The 15976-nt window shown below is 71.9% G+C and carries 12 protein-coding genes; 4 read left to right on the forward strand and 8 right to left on the reverse strand.

Features of this window, described 5'->3' with window-relative positions; translation table 11 throughout:
- Positions 1 to 52: 52 nt before the first annotated feature.
- The 4 genes from AB0O21_RS32550 to AB0O21_RS32565 form a co-directional block, all read right to left on the reverse strand.
- Positions 53 to 1516, reverse strand: a complete 1464-nt coding sequence (locus tag AB0O21_RS32550) for an NCS2 family permease (protein ID WP_365176911.1) — start codon at positions 1514 to 1516, stop codon at positions 53 to 55.
- 340 nt (positions 1517 to 1856) lie between these two features.
- Positions 1857 to 4256 (reverse strand): xanthine dehydrogenase subunit D, encoded by a 2400-nt coding sequence (gene pucD, locus AB0O21_RS32555; RefSeq protein WP_365176914.1) that lies wholly within the window; start codon positions 4254 to 4256, stop codon positions 1857 to 1859.
- A gap of 2 nt (positions 4257 to 4258) precedes the next feature.
- Positions 4259 to 4864 (reverse strand): (2Fe-2S)-binding protein, encoded by a 606-nt coding sequence (locus AB0O21_RS32560; RefSeq protein WP_365176917.1) that lies wholly within the window; start codon positions 4862 to 4864, stop codon positions 4259 to 4261.
- Positions 4865 to 4866: 2 nt separating this feature from the next.
- Entirely contained in the window at positions 4867 to 5763 is an 897-nt protein-coding gene (locus tag AB0O21_RS32565) for a xanthine dehydrogenase family protein subunit M (protein WP_365176919.1), read from the reverse strand.
- Positions 5764 to 6014: 251 nt separating this feature from the next.
- Here AB0O21_RS32565 and AB0O21_RS32570 point away from each other — a divergent pair, with 251 nt between their 5' ends.
- Both AB0O21_RS32570 and AB0O21_RS32575 read left to right on the forward strand, forming a co-directional pair.
- Positions 6015 to 7694: a PucR family transcriptional regulator ligand-binding domain-containing protein gene (locus tag AB0O21_RS32570; protein WP_365176922.1), complete on the forward strand. Its 1680-nt coding sequence runs from the start codon at positions 6015 to 6017 to the stop codon at positions 7692 to 7694.
- 192 nt (positions 7695 to 7886) lie between these two features.
- Entirely contained in the window at positions 7887 to 8666 is a 780-nt protein-coding gene (locus AB0O21_RS32575) for a hypothetical protein (RefSeq protein WP_365177011.1), read from the forward strand.
- A 144-nt stretch (positions 8667 to 8810) separates the two neighbouring features.
- Here the strand turns inward: AB0O21_RS32575 and AB0O21_RS32580 are convergent, their stop codons facing one another.
- Positions 8811 to 9470 (reverse strand): GntR family transcriptional regulator, encoded by a 660-nt coding sequence (locus AB0O21_RS32580; RefSeq protein ID WP_365176925.1) that lies wholly within the window; start codon positions 9468 to 9470, stop codon positions 8811 to 8813.
- A gap of 139 nt (positions 9471 to 9609) precedes the next feature.
- Between AB0O21_RS32580 and AB0O21_RS32585 the strand changes: the two genes are divergently transcribed.
- Both AB0O21_RS32585 and AB0O21_RS32590 read left to right on the forward strand, forming a co-directional pair.
- A complete protein-coding gene (locus tag AB0O21_RS32585) occupies positions 9610 to 10494 on the forward strand; it encodes a (2Fe-2S)-binding protein (protein ID WP_365176928.1) in 885 nt (294 codons plus the stop codon).
- A 180-nt stretch (positions 10495 to 10674) separates the two neighbouring features.
- A complete protein-coding gene (locus tag AB0O21_RS32590; RefSeq protein ID WP_365176931.1) occupies positions 10675 to 11760 on the forward strand; it encodes a DUF2637 domain-containing protein in 1086 nt (361 codons plus the stop codon).
- A 50-nt stretch (positions 11761 to 11810) separates the two neighbouring features.
- Here the strand turns inward: AB0O21_RS32590 and AB0O21_RS32595 are convergent, their stop codons facing one another.
- From AB0O21_RS32595 to AB0O21_RS32605, 3 genes are all read right to left on the reverse strand, one after another.
- On the reverse strand, positions 11811 to 12218 hold the full coding sequence (locus tag AB0O21_RS32595; RefSeq protein ID WP_365177014.1) for an ATP-binding protein: 408 nt from the start codon (positions 12216 to 12218) through the stop codon (positions 11811 to 11813).
- Positions 12219 to 12403: 185 nt separating this feature from the next.
- Positions 12404 to 14146, reverse strand: a complete 1743-nt coding sequence (locus tag AB0O21_RS32600) for a pyruvate dehydrogenase (protein WP_365176934.1) — start codon at positions 14144 to 14146, stop codon at positions 12404 to 12406.
- Positions 14147 to 14248: 102 nt separating this feature from the next.
- Entirely contained in the window at positions 14249 to 15901 is a 1653-nt protein-coding gene (locus tag AB0O21_RS32605; protein WP_365176937.1) for a protein phosphatase 2C domain-containing protein, read from the reverse strand.
- Between the last annotated feature and the right edge of the window lie 75 nt (positions 15902 to 15976).

A 15976-nucleotide genomic window follows, 5' to 3' on the forward strand; every position in this document is an offset into this window, starting at 1 on the left:
CGGATACGTGGAGGGTGCGGCTCTTCGTACGGACCGATCAGGTCCGGCCGGGTCAGTGGACCCCGAGCCAGCCCTCGATCGGGTTCAGGGCGAAGAAGACCACGAAGATCGCGGTCAGCGCCCACATGAAGGCACCGATCTCCCGAGCCTTGCCCTGTGCCACCTTGATGGCGACCCAGGCGATCACACCGGCGGCGACGCCGGCCGTGATCGAGTAGGTGAACGGCATGATCACGACGGTCAGGAAGACCGGGATCGCGGTCGCGGCGTCGGCCCAGTCCACGTGGCGGGCGTTCTGCATCATCATCGCGCCGATGACGACCAGGGCCGCGGAGGCGACCTCACCCGGGACCACCTGGGTGATCGGGGTGAAGAAGAGGCAGGCAGCGAAGAAGAGGCCCGTGACGACGGAGGCGAGGCCTGTGCGGGCTCCCTCACCGACGCCGGTGGCGGACTCGACGAACACGGTCTGGCCGGAGCCACCCGCGACGCCACCGATGGCACCGCCGGCGCCGTCGATGAACAGGGCCTTCGACAGACCCGGCATGCGGCCCTTGTCGTCGGCGAGCTTGGCCTCGGTGCCGACACCGATGATGGTGGCCATGGCGTCGAAGAAGCCCGCGAGCACCAGGGTGAAGACGATCATGCCGACCGTCATGTAGCCGACATCGCCCCAGCCGCCGAAGCTGACGTCGCCGAAGAGGGAGAAGTCGGGCAGCGAGACGGCGGAGCCGTTGAGGACCGGCGGGCCGTTCTTCCACGCCTTGTCGTCGATCTCGACGACGGCGTTCAGGATCGCGGCGAGGACGGTGCCGCCCACGATGCCGATCAGGATCGCGCCGGGGACCTTGCGGGCCTGCAGCATGAAGATGGTGAGCAGGGTCACGCAGAAGAGCAGGACGGGCCAGCCGGAGAGCTCACCGACGGCACCGAGCTGGACCGGCGGACCGAACTCCGGGCCGCGGCCGACGAAGCCGCCCTTGACGAGACCGATGATGGCCACGAAGAGGCCGATGCCCATGGTGATGGCGTGCTTGAGCGCGAGGGGGATCGCGTTCATGATCATCTCACGGAGGCCGGTGACGACCAGGAGACAGATCACCACACCGTAGAGCACACACATGCCCATGGCCTGGGGCCAGGTCATCTGGGGAGCGACCTGCGAGGCCAGCACACCCGAGACCGAGAGGCCGGCGGCGAGGGCGAGCGGCACCTTGCCGATGAAGCCCATGAGGAGCGTGGTCAGAGCAGCCGCGAAGGCGGTGGCCGTGATGAGAGCCTTCTGGCTCATCGTGTCTCCGGCGACATCCTTGCCGGAGAGCAGCAGGGGGTTGAGCAGAAGGATGTACGCCATGGCCATGAAGGTCGTGATACCGCCACGAACTTCATTACCGACGTTGGATCCTCGGTGCGTTATATGAAAATACCGGTCGAGCCAAGAACGGCCGGCGGGGTTCAGAGAGCCGTCGCCGGCCTCATCCGCACTGGTCTTGGGCTCCACAGACGATTGGGTCATGGTGCCTAACTCCCAAGGTTCATAGGGGCACCCGCATGAAGATTGGAGACGCGGGATTTGGGAAACTGCGTTGGCTGCACGACCCGGGGTGACGGCCCGAGGCGACGCGAATGTTCACTGCGTGTACTGCGGGTAGTGCGGGGGTGACCGCTGGTACTACGTGTTTCTGCAGGGGTACTGCCAAGTAACAGAGAACTTGCCAGGTGAAGAGACCGCGAGCGGTGCGGCACTTCGGTGGTGCTCCGGGCGGTGCGACTGGCAAGTGTGACGTTCCCGTGTCACACCGCCCGGAAGTCTGAAGGGTGTCCGGGGCCTCTCGGCCCCTGGACCACGCCCCGTCCTAGAGGGTCCCGGTGAGGGCTTCCGGACGGATCGGCGTCTTGTTGAGCTCCAGTCCCGTCGCCTGCCGGATCGCCGCGAGGACGGCCGGTGTGGACGACAGGGTCGGGGCCTCGCCCATACCGCGCAGGCCGTAGGGGGCCTTCGGGTCGGCGAGCTCCAGGACGTCGACCGGGATGGTCGGGGTGTCCAGGATCGTCGGGATCAGGTAGTCCGTGAAGGACGGGTTGCGCACCTTCGCGGTCTTCGGATCCACGATGATCTCCTCCATGATCGCGACGCCCAGGCCCTGGGTGGTACCACCCTGGATCTGGCCGACCACGGAAAGCATGTTGAGCGCCTTGCCGACGTCCTGGGCGGTGGCCAGTTCGACGACCTTGACGAGGCCGAGCTCGGTGTCCACCTCGACGACCGCGCGGTGCGCGGCGAAGGTGTACTGGACGTGCCCGTTGCCCTGGCCGGTGACCAGGTCGAAGGGCTCGGTCGGAGCATGACGGTACTCGAGCTCGATGTCGATCGGCTCCTCGCCCTCCAGGATGTCGGCCAGGTCCGCGAGGACCTCGCCGCCGTCCGTGACGACCTTTCCGCCTTCGAGCAGCAGCTCGGCCGTCGCCCACGCGGGGTGGAAGGAGCCGTTCTTGCGCCGGCCGATCTCCAGGACCTTCTCGCGGACGGCCTCGCAGGTGTTCTTCACGGCGCCACCGGTCATGTACGTCTGCCGCGAGGCGGACGTGGAACCGGCGGAGCCGACCTGCGTGTCGGCCGGGTGGATGGTCACCTGCGTGACACCCAGCTCCGTACGGGCGATCTGCGTGTGGACGGTGATGCCGCCCTGTCCGACCTCCGCCATGGCCGTGTGGACCATCGCGACGGGCTCGCCGTTGATGACCTCGAGGGTCACGCGGGCGGTGGAGTAGTCGTCGAAGCCCTCGGAGAAGCCTACGTTCTTGATGCCGACGGCGTAGCCGACGCCGCGGACGACGCCCTCACCGTGGGTGGTGTTGGAGAGGCCGCCGGGCAGCGCGCGGACGTCCGCGCCCTCGCCGGCCGACTCCCACTGGCGCTCCGGCGGCAGCGGGCGGGCCTTGACCCGGCGCAGCAGCTCGGCGACGGGCGCCGGGGAATCCACGACCTGGCCGGTCGGCATGACCGTGCCCTGTTCCATGGCGTTCAGCTGGCGGAACTCGACCGGGTCCATGCCCAGCTTCGCCGCGAGCTTGTCCATCTGGGCCTCGTAGGCGAAGCAGGCCTGGACGGCGCCGAAGCCGCGCATCGCGCCGCAGGGCGGGTTGTTCGTGTAGAGCGCGATCGCCTCGATGTCGACGTCGTCGATGACGTACGGGCCGACGGAGAGGGAGGAGGCGTTGCCGACGACCGCCGGGGAAGCGGACGCGTAGGCGCCGCCGTCCAGGACGATCTTGCACTTCATGTGCGTGAGCTTGCCGTCCTTGGTGGCGCCGTGCTCGTAGTAGAGCTTCGCCGGGTGGCGGTGCACGTGGCCGAAGAAGGACTCGAAGCGGTTGTAGACGATCTTGACCGGCTTCTGCGTGGCCAGGGCCAGCAGGCAGGCGTGGATCTGCATCGAGATGTCCTCGCGGCCGCCGAAGGCACCGCCGACGCCGGAGAGCGTCATGCGCACCTTCTCCTCGGGGAGACCGAGGACGGGGGCGATCTGCTTGAGGTCCGAGTGCAGCCACTGGGTGGCGACGTAGAGCTCGACACCGCCGTCCTCGGACGGCACGGCCAGACCGGACTCCGGGCCGAGGAAGGCCTGGTCCTGCATGCCGAAGGTGTACTCGCCCTCGACGATGACGTCGGCGCGCTTGCGGGCCTCTTCCACGTTGCCGCGGATGATCGGCTGGCGGTGCACGATGTTCGGGTGCGGGACGTGACCGGCGTGGTGGTCGTCGCGGCCCTCGTGGACGAGCGGCGCGTCGGGGGCGAGGGCGGAAGCCTCGTCCGTGACGAGCGGCAGCTCCTTGTAGTCGATCTTGATCTTGGCGGCCGCGCGGCGGGCGGTCTCCGGGTGGTCGGCGGCCACGAGGGCGACCGGCTCACCGTGGTGGCGCACCCGGCCGTTGGCGAGAACCGGGGTGTCCTGGATCTCCAGGCCGTAGTTCTTCATCTCGGCCGGCAGGTCGTCGTAGGTCAGGACCGAGTAGACACCCGGCATCGCCAGGGCCTCGGAGATGTCGATCGAGACGATCTCGGCGTGGGCGACGGTGCTGCGCAGGGTCTGGCCCCACAGCATGTCCTCGTGCCACATGTCCGAGGAGTACGCGAACTCACCGGTCACCTTGAGGGTGCCGTCCGGGCGCAGGACGGACTCGCCGATCCCGCCCTTGGTGTGCTTCTGCGTGACGTTGGTCGGCGTGCCGACCGTGCGCGTGTTCTGGGCCATGGTCAGACCGCCTCTGACTGACGAGCGGCCGCGAGGCGGACCGCGTCGAGGATCTTCTCGTAGCCCGTACAGCGGCAGAGGTTGCCGGACAGGGCCTCACGGATGTCCTGGTCGGACGGCGAGGGGTTCTCCTCCAGGAGCGCGTCCGCCTGGACCAGGAGGCCCGGGGTGCAGAAACCGCACTGGACGGCGCCGGCGTCGATGAACGCCTGCTGGATGTTGGAGAGCTCGACGCCCTCGCCGGTCTGCGAGTCACCCGGCCTGGCCTGCCACTTCTTGGCCTCGTCCAGGGACACGCCCGTGCTGCCGCAGCCGCCGCCGGTGTCGCAGGCACCGCCGTGGCCGTGCTGCTCGCGCTGCTTGGCGAACTCCGCCAGGCCCTCGACGGTCACGACGTCGCGGCCCTCGACCTGACCGGCCGCGACCAGACAGGAACAGACCGGCACGCCGTCGAGACGGACGGTGCAGGAGCCGCACTCGCCCTGCTCGCACGCGTTCTTCGAACCGGGCAGGCCCAGGCGCTCACGCAGCACGTAGAGAAGGGACTCGCCCTCCCACACGTCGTCGGCTTCCTGCGGACGACCGTTGACAGTGAAATTGACGCGCATGGTTACGCCGCCCCTTCAAGCGTGCGGCCGTTGCCGGCACCGCGGTACTGCTCCCAGGTCCAGACGAGCTGGCGGCGAGCCATGATGCCGACCGCGTGGCGGCGGTACTTCGCCGTGCCGCGGACGTCGTCGATCGGGTTGGCCGCGCCGGAGGCGAGGTCGCCGAACTGCTTGGCGATCGACGGGGTGATGACCTTGCCCGAGTCCCAGAAGCCACCCTCTTCGAGCGCGGCGTTCAGGAACTCCTCGGCGGTCTTCGCCCGGATCGGGGTGGGCGCGGCCGAACCGATGCCGGTGCGGACCGTGCGCGTCTCGGGGTGCAGCGCCAGGCCGAAGGCGCAGACGGCGATGACCATCGCGTTGCGCGAGCCGACCTTGGAGTACTGCTGGGGGCCGTCCGCCTTCTTGATGTGGATGGACTTGATGAGCTCGTCGGCGGCGAGCGCGTTGCGCTTCACGCCGGTGTAGAACTCGTCGATCGGGATCAGGCGCGAGCCGCGGACGGACTCCACCTCGACCTCCGCACCCGCCGCGAGCAGCGCGGGGTGGGAGTCGCCGGCCGGGGAGGCGCAACCGAGGTTGCCGCCGACACCGCCGCGGTTGCGGATCTGCGGGGACGCGACCGTGTGCGAGGCGAGCGCGAGACCGGGCAGCTCCGTGCGGAGGTTCTCCATGATCTGGGTGTACGTAACGGAAGCGCCGAGGCGCACCACGTCAGCACCGACCTCCCAGTCCCGCAGCAGAGCGATGCGGTTGAGGTCCAACAGGTACTCCGGCTGGCGGTGATCGAAGTTGATCTCCACCATCACGTCGGTACCACCCGCAATCGGCACAGCGGTGGGGAACTCGGCCTTAGCGGCGAGCGCCTCCTCCCAGCTGGCGGGGCGAAGGAAGTCCATGTCTGGCTCTCTTCTGATTCGGGCCGTTCACTTCAAGCCAGGAGGCCGTGGGGCCCTCGACTGGTCGTTCACGTGCTGTTAACGCGGTGTGGACTCAGTACACCGGCCCCCTGTCCCCCGGGTGCAGTCACCGAAACCATGAAGGAGTTGGCTGAGGGCCTCCCTCGTCTTGTAGATTCGTATGAAAGGCAGGATGCGATGACCTGCCCGATTTCCAACGGCAACATTCGAGACAGATCGGCGGCGACATCATGCGGCTGCGCGCACTGCTGGAAACCGAGGCGCTGGGGCTGCGGCTGCTGGGCGGCGAGGAAGAACTCGACCGGACGGTCCGCGGGGTCATGACGACCGACCTACGAGATCCCAGCCGGTACCTCTCGGGGGGTGAACTCGTCCTCACCGGCCTGGCATGGAGACGGAATTCGGCCGACTCCGAGCCTTTCGTACGAATCCTCGCAGGTGCCGGCGTGGCGGGGCTCGCCGCGGGCGAGGCGGAGCTGGGCGACATCCCGGACGATCTGGTCTCGGCCTGCATCCGCAACCGCCTGCCGCTGTTCGCGGTGAACGAGAGCGTTGCATTCGCCACGATCACCGAGTACGTGGTGCGGCAGGTCTCGGGCGAGCGCGCGGGCGATCTCGCGGCCGTGGTGGACCGCCACCGCCGTCTGATGACCTCGGGTCCCGCGGGCGGCGGTCCCGACGTGGTGCTGGATCTGCTCACCACCGACCTCGATCTCCGGGCCTGGGTACTGTCCCCCACGGGCCGGCAGATCGCCGGGGCCGGCGAACCACTGGCGCCGGGGGTCTGCGCTGCGCTGGCGAGCGAGCACCTCGCGGCGGTCCGGACCGGCCGCAGGGGGCCGCACCGGATCTCCATCCAGGGTATTACCTACTCGCTCTTCCCGATCAGGGGACACGGCCGCGGCGCCACCGGCCCGGCCCCGCGGGACGTGCGCGAGAGCGTGCTGTCGGACTGGCTGCTGGCGGTGGAGGCGGACGCGGGCGACTGGCCCGCCGAGCGCCTCGACCTGCTCCAGGGCGTCACCCAGCTGATCGCCGTGGAGCGGGACCGGCGCGACGCCGCCCGGACGGTGCGCCGCCGCCTCGCACAGGAGGTCCTCGAACTGGTCCAGACGGGTGCTCCGCCCGCCGAGATCGCGGCCCGTCTGCGGGTGGCGGCCCCCGTGCTGCTGCCCGGCGTGGGCGGCGCCCCGCACTGGCAGGTCGTGGTGGCCCGGGTGGACTGGGACGGCGGGGACATCCCCGGCGGCCCGGTGGCCCAGTCGCTGCTGGAGGAGATCCTCGTCGACCCGTCCGTCTCGGGGCCGGAGCCTTCCGACCGGATCGCGGTGGCCCATGCGGGTGACGAGGCCATCGCGCTGGTGCCGCTGCCCTCGGTGCCCGGGGACCTCGGGGAGGACAGGAGCCCGGACACGGCCCTGCACGCCGACGAGCTGCTCGCCGCCGTACGGGACCCGCTGCAGGCCGGCCTGTCCGACGACGGCCGGCTCACCCTGGGCGTCAGCGCGGCCGTGCACTCCGCCGAGGGGCTGCGCGGGGCGCTGGAGGAGGCCCGGCACGCCCGCCGGGTCGCCGCGGCCCGCCCGGGGCGGGTCTGCGCGGCCGGCCACCACGAGCTGGCCTCGCACGTCCTGCTGCTGCCGTTCGTGCCGGACGACGTGCGGCGCGCCTTCACGGCCCGGCTGCTGGACCCGCTGCGCGACTACGACCGGCGCCACCGGGCGGAGCTCATCCCGACGCTGGAGGCGTTCTTGGACTGCGACGGTTCCTGGACCCGCTGCGCGACGCGGCTGCACCTGCACGTCAACACGCTGCGTTACCGGGTCGGGCGAATCGAGCAGTTGACGGCGCGCGATCTTTCCCGGCTGGAGGACAAGCTGGACTTCTTCCTGGCACTGCGCATGAGCTGAGGAATCACGGCCGCTCCTGCCCTGTCCGCCGGGCAGGGGCGACTGACGAGGTGTCCGGACTTTGTGAAAGAGTTCACCCGACCCCTTGGCCGAAGCCGCAGATCCGTGCTCTCATTTCGCCCCAGGGCTCGACGACGTGCTGCTTGGTTGCTGCTCGGTTGCTTTGGGGAGGGCAATGTGGCGGATACCGCCATGTCCGGTGCCGGATCTACGGGGGGAGAAGACCCCCTCCAGCGGGCGATATGGCGGCTGCGTTCGCGCGGCTGTTGGACCGACGCGGCGGCTCTGCTGACGCCGCACGTGGGGAATGCGGGGGCCGCCGTACAGCGGACCGCGCTGCTGGTCGAGCGGTGCCTGTTCACGGGGCAGGGCTGGGCCGAGGCGGAGGACGCGCTGCGCGTCGCCGAGGCGGTGGCCCAGGACGACGACGACCGGGGCGCGGCGGCCTGCGAGCGGGGCCAGCTGGCGTACGCGGCGACCGTGCTGGGCGTACGGGACCGGGCCGACGAGGCCCGCTCCGCGCTGGGCCGGGCGGCGGCGCTGCTGTCCCCGGAGTCCCGGACCCGCCCGCTGCTGGACTTCCGCCGGGGGCTGGTCGCCGAGCACCTGGCGGACGCCCCGCAGTCGGCCCGGCCGGCGTACCGGAGGGCGCACGCGGGGGCGGAGACGCACGGGGACACGCTGCTGCTGTCCTTCACGTGGCGCCATCTGGCTGCGCTGGCCCTGCGGGACGGGGAGGTCGCGGAGGCCCGCAAGGGCTTCGTGGAGTCCCTCCGGATCCGGGAGGAGCTGGGCTTCCTGGTCGGCACGGCCCCGGCGCTGGCCGCCCTGGCCGAGGCCGAGCCGGAGCCCGAGGCGGCCCGTCTGCGCGCGGAGGCGCGCCGGCTGTTCCACCTCCTGGGCGGCATCCCCACCTGGCTGGCGGACCAGCTCCACCCGACCCCCGCCCCTGCCCCTGCCCCTGCGGGGTAGCTCCGACGCCCTCCTGTGCGGCACCGCTGCCGGGGCTCCGCCCCGGACCCCGCTCCTCAAACGCCGGAGGGGCTGGTCTTTCAGCCTCGCCGGCGTTTGAGGCACGGGGTCCGGGGCGGAGCCCCGGGTCTTTGAGCCGCGCCCTCAGGATCCGGCGAAGTGTTCGCGGACCAGGGATTCCACCACCGGGAGGTCACCGGCGATCAGGGATTCCAGGAGGGCGGTGTGTTCGGCCGCGTCCGCGATCAGATCGGCCGGACGGACCCGCGGGGCCCCCGGGAGGGGCCATTGCGCTCGCCGGTGGAGTTCCTCGGCCACCGTCACCAGCTGGGCGTTGCCCGCGAGGGAGAGCACCTCGCGGTGGAAGGCCCGGTCCGCCTCCGCGTAGGCCGGCAGGTCCCCCGCGGCCGCCGCCTCCGCGGTGGCGGCCGCCGCTGGGCGCAGGGCCTCCCATTCGGCCGCCGGCACGGTGCGGGCGAGCCGCAGCATGACGGGGACCTCCAGCAGGCCCCGTACCTCCGCCAGCTCCGCCCGTTCGCGCGGGGTCCGCGACAGGACCCGGAAGCCCCGGTTGGGGAGGCATTCCACCGCGCCCTCCAGGGCCAGCTGCTGCATCGCCTCCCGCACGGGGGTCGCCGAGACCCCGAAGCGCTCCCCCAGGGCCGGGCCCGAGTAGATCTCCCCCGGCGCCAGCTCGCCGTCGACCAGCGCGGCGCGCAGCGCGTCGAGGACCTGCCCGCGCACCGAATGGCGCAGCACCTTCCCCGCGGTCTTCTGCGCCGGGATCGACGGAATCTCCGGCACCCGGTCCTCCCCACTCGTCTCGCTCGCTCATCTCGATGGTGCCCAGAGAATATGCGACGTCCCACAAGGTGATACAGAACCCCGCAATCGGGTAAGGTAAGGCTAACCTTCTAACGATCGTGTGATTCGGTGGTCCGTCATGGCCCTCACGTCCGCCAGCACCTCCGCACCCGCCCCGGTCGGCTCTCCGGTGGCGGATGCCTACGCCCGGCTGACCGAGGCTTACGGCGGGCTCGGCGTCATCGAGCGGCCCGCGCACGAACCCGTCCCCCGCGGTGCGGGATGGGTCGGCGCGGACGAGCTCGCGGCCGGCGGGGCGGCCCTGGACGCCTTCCTCGCCTGGGACGAGGCCCAGGTCCTCCGGGACTACGGCCACAAGGCCCGCCCCGACGTGGTGGCGGGCTTCGGACTGCACCGGTACGCGTGGCCGCTCTGCCTGCTGATCACCCTGCCGTGGTTCCTGCACCGGCGGGTCCCCCGGCTCCGTGCGGACATGGTGGCCTTCCACCGCACCCTCGGCCGGATGTCCGTACGGGTCGAGACCTTCGTGTGCCTTCCCGGCGACCCGGCGGCCGCTCTCCCCGGAGCCCGGGTCGTGCCCGACGAGGAGGCGCTGCGCGCCGAGGTGCGGGCGGCGGTCGCCGAGCACCTTGGGCCCGTGCTGGAAGGTTTCGGCCCGCGCATGCGGCGCGGCCGCCGCGCCCTGTGGGGCATGGTCACCGACGAGGTCGTCGAGAGCCTCTGGTACGTCGCGAGCCTGCCCGGGATCGGCGAGGAGCAGCGCGCCGTGGCCGAGCTGGAGGCGCTGCTGCCGGGCGCCACCGCCCCCTACACCGGGACCGCGGGATTCCGCACCCTCTCCGGCCCGGCCGGCGAGGAGCTGGCCACCCGGGACCGGGCCGGCTGCTGCTTCTTCTACACCATCCGCCCGGACGACACCTGTGTCACCTGCCCGCGCACCTGTGACACCGACCGGATCGCCCGGCTCACGGCTGCCGCCGCACGAACCCACCCTTCCGACTGACCGTAATCGAACTCAACCCAGCCCGTACGGCCGCCAGTTCGAGCCACAACACCCTATCCGGCGGGCCCCGCCCCCCGATGGCGTCCACTTGCCCCGAAACCCGCGTGCGCGGCGGACCCGCTGCGCCACTATGGCGCCCGGAAAGCCGCACGGCCGCAGACGCGAGGCAAGGACATCCGCATGAGACTGACCGACATATCGCTGGACTGGCTGCTGCCCGGCAGCCTGCTGATCCTGGGCGTACTTGCGGCAGTTGCGGTACTGGCCCGGGGCAGGCGCGAGAGCGAGAAGGCCGCGGCCGACGACAGCTGGGAGCGCAGCGAGGAACGGCGCCGGCGCAAGGAGGCCGTCTACGGGACCGCTTCGTACGTCCTGCTCTTCTGCTGCGCGGCGGTCGCCGCCGCGCTGTCCTTCCACGGGCTGGTCGGCTTCGGCCGGCAGAACCTCAACCTCTCCGGGGGCTGGGAGTACCTGGTGCCCTTCGGGCTCGACGGCGCCGCCATGTTCTGCTCGGTGCTCGCCGTCCGCGAGGCCAGCCACGGCGACGCGGCCCTCGGCTCGCGCATGCTGGTCTGGCTGTTCGCGGGCGCGGCCGCCTGGTTCAACTGGGTGCACGCCCCGCGCGGCATGGGCCACGACGGCGCTCCGCAGTTCTTCGCCGGGATGTCCCTCTCGGCGGCCGTCCTCTTCGACCGGGCCCTCAAGCAGACCCGCCGCGCGGCACTGCGCGAACAGGGCCTGATCCCCCGGCCGTTGCCGCAGATCCGGATGGTCCGCTGGCTGCGGGCGCCCCGGGAGACCTTCGGCGCGTGGTCCCTCATGCTGCTGGAGGGGGTGCGCACCCTCGACGAGGCCGTGGACGAGGTGCGCGAGGACAAGCGGGAGAGGGAGCAGGACCGGCACCGCAGGCGCGACCAGAACCGGCTGGACCGGGCGCGCATCAAGGCGCTGGGCCGGCAGAACCGGGCGTTCGGGCGGTCGCGCGGCCGCCAGGTCGAACTTCCGGAGCTCACGCAGGGAGCTGGCTCCGCGCCGGTCGGCGCGGAGCCGGCCATAGTGGAATCCGGACAGCTGCCCCAGCTCTCCCAGCTGCCCCTGGGAGGGGCCCCCGGCCGGCCCTCCCTGCAGGCCGTCGGCCGAACGGGGTCCGCTGAGGTGACCGGCCCCCGGACGGTGGACCTCACCGCCGAGGACGACACCCAGACCATCCCCCGGCTCGACTCCCTGGAGCGCAAACTGAAGGACCTGGAGCAGCAGTTCGGCTGACCGGTCCGCCCGTCCGTCGCTCACCGATCGGCCCCGTGGGGCCCGCCCGTTCAGGCGGGCCCCACCTCGTGCCCGCGCTCCAGCTCGAACCACACCACCTTGCCGCGGCCGAGGTCCGGGGCGGCCACGCCCCAGTCGTCGGCGAGCGCCTGCACCAGCAGCAGTCCCCGGCCGTGCGTACCGTCGTCGGCGGTCGGTACGTACGGCCGGGGCCGCTTGCCGGCGAAGTCCCGGACCTCCACCCGTAACCGGTCGGCGGCGAGACTCGCGGACACCTCCGCCCCCTCCTCGGTGTGGACGAGGGCATTGGTGACGAGCTCGGTGATCAGCAGCTCGGCCACCTCGGCGGCGTCCGTCCCGCACCGGTGGCGCATCAACTCCCGCAGGGCCCGGCGGATTTCGCCCACCGCCTTCAGGTCTGCCCGGCGCACGCTCCGGCTGATGCCCGGCCCGTCCATCGCCGCCGCCCCGTCCGGGCCGGACGGTTCGCGCGGCACCGGCCTCCCTCTCCGCCACATCTTCCCGGTCTTCGCCCCCACCCGCACGGCGATGTCCCTCCCGCGTCGTGTCTCCGAAAAAGAGCAGCTTGTCGAACAGGTCTACGGGATGCATGCCCCCCGGACCGGTCCGCACTCATACCGGCTCACGGACGGGGCACGTTGCGGAGGTTGGATCGAGCCATCTGGATCATCCGGCCCACCCCGCCGTCGAGGACGATCTTGCTGGCGGAAAGTGCGAAACCGGTCACCATTTCCGCGCTGATCCTCGGCGGAATCGACAGGGCGTTGGGGTCGGTGACCACGTCCACCAGGGCGGGTCCCTTGTGCCGGAAAGCATCCTTCAAAGCCCCTGTGAGCTGCTTGGGCTTCTCCACGCGGACGCCGTACGCACCCGCCGCGCGGGCGATCGCGGCGAAGTCCGGATTCCTGTTCGTCGTTCCGTACGAAGGAAGGCCGGAAACCAGCATTTCCAACTCGACCATGCTGAGGGACGAGTTGTTGAACAGGACCACTTTGACGGGCAGGTCGTACTGCACGAGGGTGAGGAAATCTCCCATCAGCATGGAGAAACCGCCGTCGCCCGACATCGACACCACTTGACGGCCGCGGTCGGTGAACTGCGCGCCGATCGCCTGCGGCAGTGCGTTGGCCATCGAGCCGTGGCTGAACGAGCCGATGATGCGCCGCTTGCCGTTCGGCGAAAGATAGCGCGCCGCCCACACGTTGCACATGCCCGTATCGACGGTGAACACCGCATCTTCGTCGGCCAGTTCGTCGAGCACGGACGCCACGTACTCCGGGTGGATCGGGGTGTGCTTCTCCACCTTGCGCGTGTAGGCCTTGACCACCCCCTCCAGGGCGTCCGCGTGCTTCTTCAGCATCCGGTCCAGGAACCGGCGGTCCGTCTTGGCCTTCACCCTGCTGTTCAGGGCGCGCAGGGTCTCCCGTACGTCCCCCCACACCGCGAGGTCCAGCTTGGAACGTCGGCCCAGGTGTTCGGGCCGGATGTCCACCTGGACGATCTTCACGTCGTCGGGGAGGAAGGCGTTGTACGGGAAGTCCGTGCCGAGCAGGATCAGCAGATCGCACTCGTGGGTGGCCTCGTAGGCCGCGCCGTAGCCGAGCAGCCCGCTCATGCCGACGTCGTACGGATTCTCGTACTGGATCCACTCCTTGCCGCGCAGGGCGTGCCCGACGGGTGCCTTGATCCGGCCCGCGAACTCCATCACCTCGGCGTGCGCCCCGGCCGTGCCGCTGCCGCAGAAGAGGGTGACCTTGTCGGCCTCGTCGACCAGCCGGACCAGTTTCTCGATCTCGCCGTCACCGGGGCGCACGGTCGGCCGGGCGGTGACGAGCGCGTGCTCGGCCGGCTTCTCGGGGGCCGGCAGGGAGGCGATGTCCCCCGGCAGCGCGACCACGCTGACGCCGCTGCGGCCGATGGCGTGCTGGACTGCGGTCTGCAGCAGCCGGGGCATCTGGCGCGGATTGGAGATCAGCTCGCTGTAGTGGCTGCACTCGCGGAAGAGCTCCACGGGGTGCGTCTCCTGGAAGTAGCCGAGGCCGATCTCGCTGGAGGGGATCTGCGAGGCGAGCGCGAGGACCGGGGCCATCGAGCGGTGGGCGTCGTACAGCCCGTTGATCAGGTGCAGGTTGCCCGGACCGCAGGAGCCCGCGCAGGCGGCGAGGCGGCCGGTGATCTGGGCCTCCGCGCCCGCCGCGAAGGCGGCCGTCTCCTCGTGGCGGACACCGATCCATTCGATCTCACCCGTTCGGCGGATCGCGTCGACGATCGGGTTCAAGCTGTCGCCGACGACTCCGTACATGCGGCGGACCCCCGCGCGCACGAGGATGTCCACGAACTGCTCCGCCACGTTCTGTTTCGCCATGGATGGGGCGCCCCTTCCGGTTCGGCTCTGCCGGTTCGGCTCTGCCGGGTGCGCCTTCCATCCATGCACGTTCCGCGGGATCGCGCCTGTTGCGCGTACCTGTTACGCCTCCCAGACCGCGGCGGCCGTCCGGTCGTCGGCGTAGCCCTTGAGGCGGAGCTGGGTGTCCGCGAGGAAGGCCGCCAGGCCGGGGGGTTCCGGGTCGGCCCAGCGCGCGGCCAGCTCGGCGGAGAGCAGGGCCTCCTCCCGCATGGGCTCGGCCAGGCCGCCGGAGCAGACCAGGAGGGTGTCCCCCGGCCGGGCCACGGAAGCCCGGAACCGGAAGTCGCCCTCTGCCGCCCCTTCGTAGGGCTCCAGGTCCTGCCACGCGCCCGACCGGAGCCGGAACAGGCCGCCGGCGCCGGACCCGAAGCACACCCTGGTCCGGCACTCCGGGTCCACCGGGAGCAGCAGTGCGCGCAGCCCGGCGGTGTACGCCTCCTCGGCGAGGCCGAGTTCGGCGGCGCGGGCGCGGAGGCGGCCGTAGCCGCGGTCGGTGAGCCGTTGGAGGCCCGAGCGGAGCGCGTCGCGGCGGCCGGAGCGGATGTCGTCGGCGAGCCGCTCCTGGCTGCGCCCGACGGCCGCGGCGACGGTGCGGCACAGCTCGGCGGCGGCCGCCGGGGCCCCGGGGGCGGCGCGGTCGCCGCCGGCGAGGACCACCATCACCAGGGCGTCGTCGCCGGCGCCGAAGCGGGCGGTGAGCAGGAAGTCCCGGCGGGCCTCGCCGCGGAAGCGGGCGGAGTCCCCGCGCAGGGAGGCGGCGCGCAGGGTGTAGGTGCCGTAGCGGGCCCCCTCCAGGACGGTGTCGGGGGTCAGGTCGTCGAGCGCGGCCGGGTCGGCGGCGGGCAGCGCGCCGGGCTCCGCCGCGTAGGTGGGCGCGCGGTCCCCGAGGTGCCGGACCTCGGGCCGCTCCCCCGCCGCCTCCGGTGCGGGAACCTCCGCGGTCCGGTCGTCCTCGCGCCAGGCCGGCACGGCCACGTCGCCGAGCGCGTAGCCGGTGACCCCGCCGGCCCGCGGGTCCCTCAGGGGCGGGGGCGGTGGTACCGGGGGCGGTACGGGCGGCAGCGGGGTCTCGGCCGCGTTCGCCGGCTCGGGCGCCGGGCGGGGCCCCGGCACGAGCCCGTGCGGGGGGCGTGCCGTCGGGGCGGGCGGCCTCGCCTCGGGGGACGGCTCCGGCGTGGCCGCTTCCCACGGCAGGGCGACGGGCTCCGGCGGCGCCGGGCGCGGGGGCTGCTCGGGCTCGGACGGGCCCGGGCCCCACGGGGGCGCCGGGGGCGGCGGCGGTACGGGCGCCCCCGGACCGGCCTGTCGGGCCGGGTCCGGGCGCGGGTCCGGGCGCGGGCGCGGGCCGGGGAGCGGAGGCTGCTCCGGGGCCGGCGGCTCCCACGGCTGGGCCTGCGCGGGGGGCTGCGGCGCGGCCGGGGTGGCTTCGCCGGGGCCGGGCGGTCGCCGGGGCGTCTCCTCGGACGCCGAACGCGGCGAGGGGTCGGAGGGCCGAGGGTGGCCCAGTTCGGCGTCCTGCGGGGACGCCCCACCGCCCACCCGTCCCCGACCGGGCGAGGCGGCGGGGTCCGGCGGAGACGGGTCGGTCGTGAGGGACGACGCGGTGTGGAAGCGGGTGTCCAGGGTGTCCCCCGGGTCGGCTTCCGGGACCGCGTCCGGGTCCTCGTACAGTTTCTGCCACCAGTCGTCGGCGCCCGCGCCCTGCTGACTCATGAATTCATTCTCGGCCTACCGCGCGAGCGGAAAACGCCGAATGCGGAAAAGGGTCCACCGGGCCGCCGCCCGGTG

Source organism: Streptomyces sp. NPDC091371 (assembly GCF_040684275.1).
In the GTDB taxonomy this organism is placed as follows: Bacteria; Actinomycetota; Actinomycetes; order Streptomycetales; family Streptomycetaceae; genus Streptomyces.

Excerpts from the sequence above, each read along its gene's own strand:
- AB0O21_RS32550 (WP_365176911.1), bottom strand. The coding sequence starts at position 1,516 with ATGACCCAATCGTCTGTGGAGCCCAAGACCAGTGCGGATGAGGCCGGC.
- AB0O21_RS32595 (WP_365177014.1), bottom strand. The coding sequence starts at position 12,218 with ATGGACGGGCCGGGCATCAGCCGGAGCGTGCGCCGGGCAGACCTGAAG.
- AB0O21_RS32605 (WP_365176937.1), bottom strand. The coding sequence starts at position 15,901 with ATGAGTCAGCAGGGCGCGGGCGCCGACGACTGGTGGCAGAAACTGTAC.
- AB0O21_RS32575 (WP_365177011.1), top strand. The coding sequence starts at position 7,887 with ATGTCCGGTGCCGGATCTACGGGGGGAGAAGACCCCCTCCAGCGGGCG.
- AB0O21_RS32590 (WP_365176931.1), top strand. The coding sequence starts at position 10,675 with ATGAGACTGACCGACATATCGCTGGACTGGCTGCTGCCCGGCAGCCTG.
- AB0O21_RS32585 (WP_365176928.1), top strand. The coding sequence starts at position 9,610 with ATGGCCCTCACGTCCGCCAGCACCTCCGCACCCGCCCCGGTCGGCTCT.
- pucD (WP_365176914.1), bottom strand. The coding sequence starts at position 4,256 with ATGGCCCAGAACACGCGCACGGTCGGCACGCCGACCAACGTCACGCAG.
- AB0O21_RS32565 (WP_365176919.1), bottom strand. The coding sequence starts at position 5,763 with ATGGACTTCCTTCGCCCCGCCAGCTGGGAGGAGGCGCTCGCCGCTAAG.
- AB0O21_RS32600 (WP_365176934.1), bottom strand. The coding sequence starts at position 14,146 with ATGGCGAAACAGAACGTGGCGGAGCAGTTCGTGGACATCCTCGTGCGC.
- AB0O21_RS32570 (WP_365176922.1), top strand. The coding sequence starts at position 6,015 with ATGCGGCTGCGCGCACTGCTGGAAACCGAGGCGCTGGGGCTGCGGCTG.
- AB0O21_RS32560 (WP_365176917.1), bottom strand. The coding sequence starts at position 4,864 with ATGCGCGTCAATTTCACTGTCAACGGTCGTCCGCAGGAAGCCGACGAC.